This window comes from Streptomyces sp. NPDC054961 (assembly GCF_053609145.1).
The window spans coordinates 3,731-9,005 of record NZ_JBSGWY010000035.1 but is presented as its reverse complement, the minus strand read 5'-3'; the positions used below and the strand labels follow the sequence as shown (position 1 = coordinate 9,005).

The 5,275-nt window shown below is 69.4% G+C and carries 4 protein-coding genes; 1 reads left to right on the top strand and 3 read right to left on the bottom strand.

Going from position 1 to position 5,275, the window contains the following annotated elements:
* Nucleotides 1-129: 129 nt before the first annotated feature.
* From ACWF9Z_RS26895 to ACWF9Z_RS26885, 3 genes are all read right to left on the bottom strand, one after another.
* Nucleotides 130-327, bottom strand: coding sequence for a CstA-like transporter-associated (seleno)protein (locus ACWF9Z_RS26895; RefSeq protein ID WP_453605986.1), 198 nt, complete (start codon nt 325-327; stop codon nt 130-132).
* The gene (locus ACWF9Z_RS26890) at nt 324-2,486 is read right to left on the bottom strand and encodes a carbon starvation CstA family protein (protein ID WP_453605984.1); all 2,163 of its coding nucleotides are present in this window, start codon (nt 2,484-2,486) and stop codon (nt 324-326) included. The genes ACWF9Z_RS26895 and ACWF9Z_RS26890 overlap by 4 nt, the downstream gene beginning before the upstream one ends.
* Before the next feature lie 229 nt (nt 2,487-2,715).
* Nucleotides 2,716-3,480: a GntR family transcriptional regulator gene (locus tag ACWF9Z_RS26885; RefSeq protein ID WP_356649418.1), complete on the bottom strand. Its 765-nt coding sequence runs from the start codon at nt 3,478-3,480 to the stop codon at nt 2,716-2,718.
* A gap of 295 nt (nt 3,481-3,775) precedes the next feature.
* Between ACWF9Z_RS26885 and ACWF9Z_RS26880 the strand changes: the two genes are divergently transcribed.
* Complete coding sequence (locus tag ACWF9Z_RS26880; protein WP_453605982.1) at nt 3,776-5,062, top strand: extracellular solute-binding protein; 1,287 nt, start codon at nt 3,776-3,778, stop codon at nt 5,060-5,062.
* Nucleotides 5,063-5,275 lie beyond the last annotated feature (213 nt).

Sequence of the window (5,275 nt, the reverse complement as noted above, 5' to 3'; positions counted from 1 at the left end):
CCTTGGTTTTGTGTCAGACGCCGCTGGGTTGGCGTGGGGGGGGTCACCCGCCACCGTGTGCGCCCCGTGCGGCCCGACCGGTTCCCCCGCCACGGGCGGAGACGTGACGGCCCTCTTGAACTTACGGGTTCAGCAGCAGCGGAAGCCCTCGCGCGGGTCGGCCTCGCGGGCGTCCATGCGGGCCCGCTCGAAGGCCCGGCGGGTGGGGACCGGGGCGTCCGGGTCGTGCGTACGGGCGTGGGCGACGTGGCGGTCGTACGCCGCCTCGCCCGAGAACTCCCGCAGGAAGAACCGGGCCCGGCCCAGGACGCGCCGCAGGCCGCTCACGCGGGTTCTCGCACGGGGTCCTGCGCCCGGCCCCCGCCCGAGTCGAGGCCGGCCGCGGCGAGTTCGGCCCGCTCCTCGGCGGTCGGGATCAGCCCGGCCGGGGCGATGATCCTGGACTCGGTCCACGGGACCTCGGCCAGGGTGACCGACTCCGGCTTGCGGACGGCCCTGACGCAGGTCCGGGCCGCGTCCAGGAGCACGATGACGATGAGCAGCGCGAAGAACACCGACAGGACCCCGTCCACCGTGGCGTTGGTGACCACGGTGTGCATCTCGCCCATGTCCTTGGCGGGCTTGAGGACCTTGCCGGCGTCGATGCCGTCCTGGTAGAGGTCCCGCTGCGCGAAGAAGCCGATCTTGGGGTTGTCCGAGAAGATCTTCTGGTAGCTGGCGGTGAGTGTGACGGCCACGTCCCAGACCAGCGGAACACCCGTCACCCAGGCCCACTTCAGGCGGCTCGACTTGACCAGCAGCGTGGTGCAGACGGCCAGGGCGACCGCCGCGAGCAGCTGGTTCGCGATGCCGAACAGCGGGAAGAGCTGGTTGATGCCGCCCAGCGGGTCCTTGACGCCGACCCACAGGAAGTAGCCCCAGCCGCCGACGACGGCCGCGCTGGCGATCCAGACGCCGGGCTTCCAGCTGATGTCCTTGAAGGACTTGTGCACGTTGCCCAGGGTGTCCTGGAGCATGAAGCGGCCCACGCGGGTGCCCGCGTCGACGGTGGTGAGGATGAACAGGGCCTCGAACATGATCGCGAAGTGGTACCAGAACGCCTTCATCGAGGCGCCGCCGATCACGGACGAGAAGATCTCCGACATTCCGAGTGCGAAGGTCGGCGCACCGCCCGTGCGGGAGAGCAGGCTGGACTCCTCCACGTCCTTCGCGGCCTGCGCGAGGGCGTCCGGGGAGATGGCGAAGCCGAAGTTCGTCACCGCCTGCGAGGCGGTCTCGACGGTGGCGCCGACGACCCCGCCGGGGGAGTTGACGGCGAAGTACAGGCCCGGATCGATGATGCAGGCCGTGATGATCGCCATGACGGCGACGAAGGACTCGGTCAGCATCGCGCCGTAGCCGATGACCTTGACCTGGGTCTCCTTCTGGATCATCTTCGGGGTGGTGCCCGAGGAGACCAGCGAGTGGAAGCCGGACAGCGCCCCGCAGGCGATGGTGATGAAGACGAACGGGAACATCGATCCGGCGAAGACCGGGCCGTCCCCGCGCGAGGCGAAGTCGGTGACGGAGGGCATCTTCAGCACCGGCATCGCGACGACCACGCCCACGGCCAGCAGGCCGATGGTGCCGACCTTCATGAAGGTGGAGAGGTAGTCGCGCGGGGCGAGCAGCATCCACACCGGCAGCACGGACGCCACGAAGCCGTACGCGATCATCCAGAGGACCAGCGTCTCCTTCTCCAGGGTGAAGGTGTCCGCCAGCGAGGACTCAGCGACCCAGCCGCCCGCGACGATGGCGAGCAGCAGCAGCGCGACCCCGACGAAGGAGACCTCGGTGACCCGGCCGGGACGCAGGACGCGCAGGTAGAAGCCCATGAAGAGGGCGATCGGGATGGTCATGCCGATGGAGAAGACGCCCCACGGGGAGTGCGCCAGGGCGTTGACGATGACCAGGGCCAGCACGGCCAGCAGAATGATCATGATGACGAACACGGCGACCAGCGCGGCGGCGCCGCCGACCGGGCCGATCTCGTCGCGGGCCATCTGGCCGAGCGAACGGCCGTTGCGCCGGGTGGAGAAGAACAGGGTGACCATGTCCTGGACCGCGCCCGCGAAGATCACGCCCGCGACGATCCAGATCGTGCCGGGCAGGTAGCCCATCTGCGAGGCGAGCACGGGACCCACCAGCGGGCCGGCGCCGGCGACGGCGGCGAAGTGGTGGCCGAAAAGCACCCGCCGGTCGGTGGGGTGGAAGTCGACGCCGTTGTCGAGGCGTTCGGCCGGGGTGGCGCGGGTCTTGTCCACCTTCAGCACGCGGGTCGCGATGAAACGCGCGTAGAAGCGGTAGCCGATGGCGTACGAGCCCAGCGCGGCGGCGAGCAGCCAGGCGGCCGAGATCTCCTCACCGCGCGACAGGGCCAGCACGGCCCAGCCGATCGCGCCGACGAGCCCGACGAGCACCCAGAGGGCCACGGAGCGGGGAGACATGCCCCCCAGCGCGCCCGGAGCGCCCGACGGGCCCCCTGATGGAGAAGGCGAGCCCGGCGTGGTGCCCGGGCCCGCCGTGTTCCGTTCTTGTTCCGTTGCTTCCGCTTCGGGTTCCGGCATGATCCCTCGTCCCCTCGTTGATCATCTGCGCGAGCGCAGGGAATCTACGGGGGACCGCCCGGTGGACGTAAGCCCCCGTCCGTATAGCGGAACGAGAGTCAACTACGAATCAGACGGCGGGGCGCTGGAGTCGGGCGACGAACTTGTAACGATCGCCGCGGTAGACGGAACGCACCCACTCGACGGGTTCTCCGTCGGCGTCCAGCGAATGGCGCGAAAGCATCAGCATCGGCAGACCGACGTCGGTACCGAGCAGTCCGGCCTCCCGCGGGGTGGCCAGCGAGGTCTCGATGGTCTCCTCGGCCTCGGCGAGGCGCACGTCGTACACCTCGGCGAGGGCGGTGTAGAGGGAGGTGTACTTGGCCAGCGAGCGGCGCAGCGCGGGGAAGCGCTTGGCCGAGAGGTGGGTGGTCTCGATGGCCATCGGTTCGCCGCTCGCCAGGCGGAGCCGCTCGATGCGCAGCACCCGCCCACCGGTGGTGATCTTCAGCAGTCCGGCCAGGGTGTCGTCGGCCGTCACGTAGCCGATGTCCAGGAGCTGGGAGGTGGGTTCCAGGCCCTGCGCCCGCATGTCCTCGGTGTACGAGGAGAGTTGGAGCGGCTGGGAGACCTTCGGCTTGGCGACGAAGGTGCCCTTCCCCTGGATCCGCTCGAGGCGCCCCTCGACGACGAGCTCCTGGAGCGCCTGCCGGACCGTGGTCCTGGAGGTGTCGAATTCGGCCGCGAGCGTGCGCTCGGGCGGTACCGGCGTGCCCGGGGGCAGTGTTTCGGTCATGTCGAGCAAGTGCCGCTTGAGTCGGTAGTACTTGGGCACGCGTGCCGTGCGAGTGGCCGCCCCGCCGTCCGGCTCCGTGGTCGCCCCTTCGGTGGCCATGGCCGCCCGCCTTCCCGACTCCAGTTTCGTTGCCGTCACCGGCTCCTCCGATATGTGCGGTCACATCGTGACACGGGAGGGAGGACAGGCCTCCTCCCTCCCCCAGGTGTCGGTCCGATAACGGACCGAGCACCCGCTCATTAGACCCTTGACACCCCTAAAGGTCTAGGCCAAGCTCCCGTTACTGGTCTACACCAATATGGATCAGATCCCGGCCCCACGGGCAGCACTTGACGCTTTTGAGTCACCGCGGCGGGCGAGGGAAGTTGCAGGCAGCATCCCTGAGGAGGGTGGCGTGAAGCGCAAGCTCATCGCGGCGGTCAGTGTCGCGGGCATGATGGTCGGAGTCGCGGCGTGTGGCGGCAACGACGGCGACGACAAGGCGAAGACCGACGCGGGTGGCGCCAAGGAGATCACCGTCTGGGTGATGGACGGCTCCGCGCCCAAGACCTGGATCGACGCGGTCAACGCCGAGTTCTCGGCCAAGCACCCCGGCGTCACGGTCAAGGTCGAGGTCCAGCCCTGGAAGGGCATCCAGGAGAAGGTCACCACGGCCCTCTCCGAGAACACCCCCCCGGACGTCCTCGAGCTCGGCAACACCCAGACCGCCGGTTACGCGGTCACCGGTGGCCTCGCCGACCTGACCAAGGACAAGTCCAAGCTCGGCGCGGACGCCTGGCAGAAGAGCATGCTGGCCTCGGCCGAGATCGACGGCAAGCTCTACTCCGCTCCGTGGTACGCGGCCAACCGCGTCGTCGTCTACGACAAGAAGGCCTTCGAGAAGGCGGGCGTCACGGCGCCGAAGACCCGCGACGAGTGGGTCGCCGGCCTGGAGAAGCTGAAGGCGGCCGACCCGGCCTCGCAGCCGATCTACCTGCCCGGCCAGAGCTGGTACGTCCTCGCGGGCTTCGTCTGGGACGAGGGCGGCGACCTCGCCACCAAGGACGGCGACAAGTGGAAGGGCGGTCTCGGTACCCCCCAGGCCGCTTCCGCGATGGAGTTCTACAAGAAGCTCCAGTCCTTCTCGACCGCTCCGAAGGACAAGGACGAGGCCACCCCGCAGCAGTCCACCGACGTCGTTCCCAAGGGCGGCGTCGCCTCCTGGATCGGTCTCGGCTGGGAGGCCGGCGGTGCCGAGAAGGCGCTGAAGGACGCGGGCAAGGAAGCCGACTTCGGCTACTTCCCGATCCCGGGCAAGACCGCCGACAAGCCGGGCACCGTCTTCCTCGGCGGCTCCAACCTGGCGATCGCCGAGCGCTCCAAGAACAAGGACCTCGCCAAGGAGTGGCTGGCCCTCGCCGCAGGCAAGGACCAGATGACCAAGTACGCGGCCGAGACCAAGGGCGCGCTGCTCCCGAACCAGGCGGGCGCGAACTTCGCCCCGCCGGCGGGCTCCTTCGCCGAGGCGATGGCCACGGCCGGCGCCAACGGCAAGATCACCCCGGTGACCCCGGGCTGGGCGAACGTCGAGACCGAGCCGAACCCGGTCAAGGAGTTCATGACCAAGGTCCTGAAGGGCGAGGACGCCGCCAAGGCGGGCGCCGACGCGGACAAGGAAATCGCGAGCCGCATCAACAAGTAACACCCCGGGGCACCGCCGGTACGGCCGTACCCGGAGGGCCGGCAGTGCCCCGCAGTACCCGAAGTACCCGAAGTACCCGAAGTACCCGCAGTGAACGCACCGGGGGGTGGGGCGGGGGCCCCCCCCCCCCCCCCCCCCCCCCGGCGCCCAATGACAGAAGTAAGCGCCCCCCCCACCGAGCGGGGTAAAGGGGTGGAGAAGCCACACAAAACC

What these genes read in the sequence shown, in the direction of transcription:
- ACWF9Z_RS26885 (WP_356649418.1), bottom strand. Translation starts at nt 3,480, where the DNA reads ATGGCCACCGAAGGGGCGACCACGGAGCCGGACGGCGGGGCGGCCACT.
- ACWF9Z_RS26890 (WP_453605984.1), bottom strand. Translation starts at nt 2,486, where the DNA reads ATGTCTCCCCGCTCCGTGGCCCTCTGGGTGCTCGTCGGGCTCGTCGGC.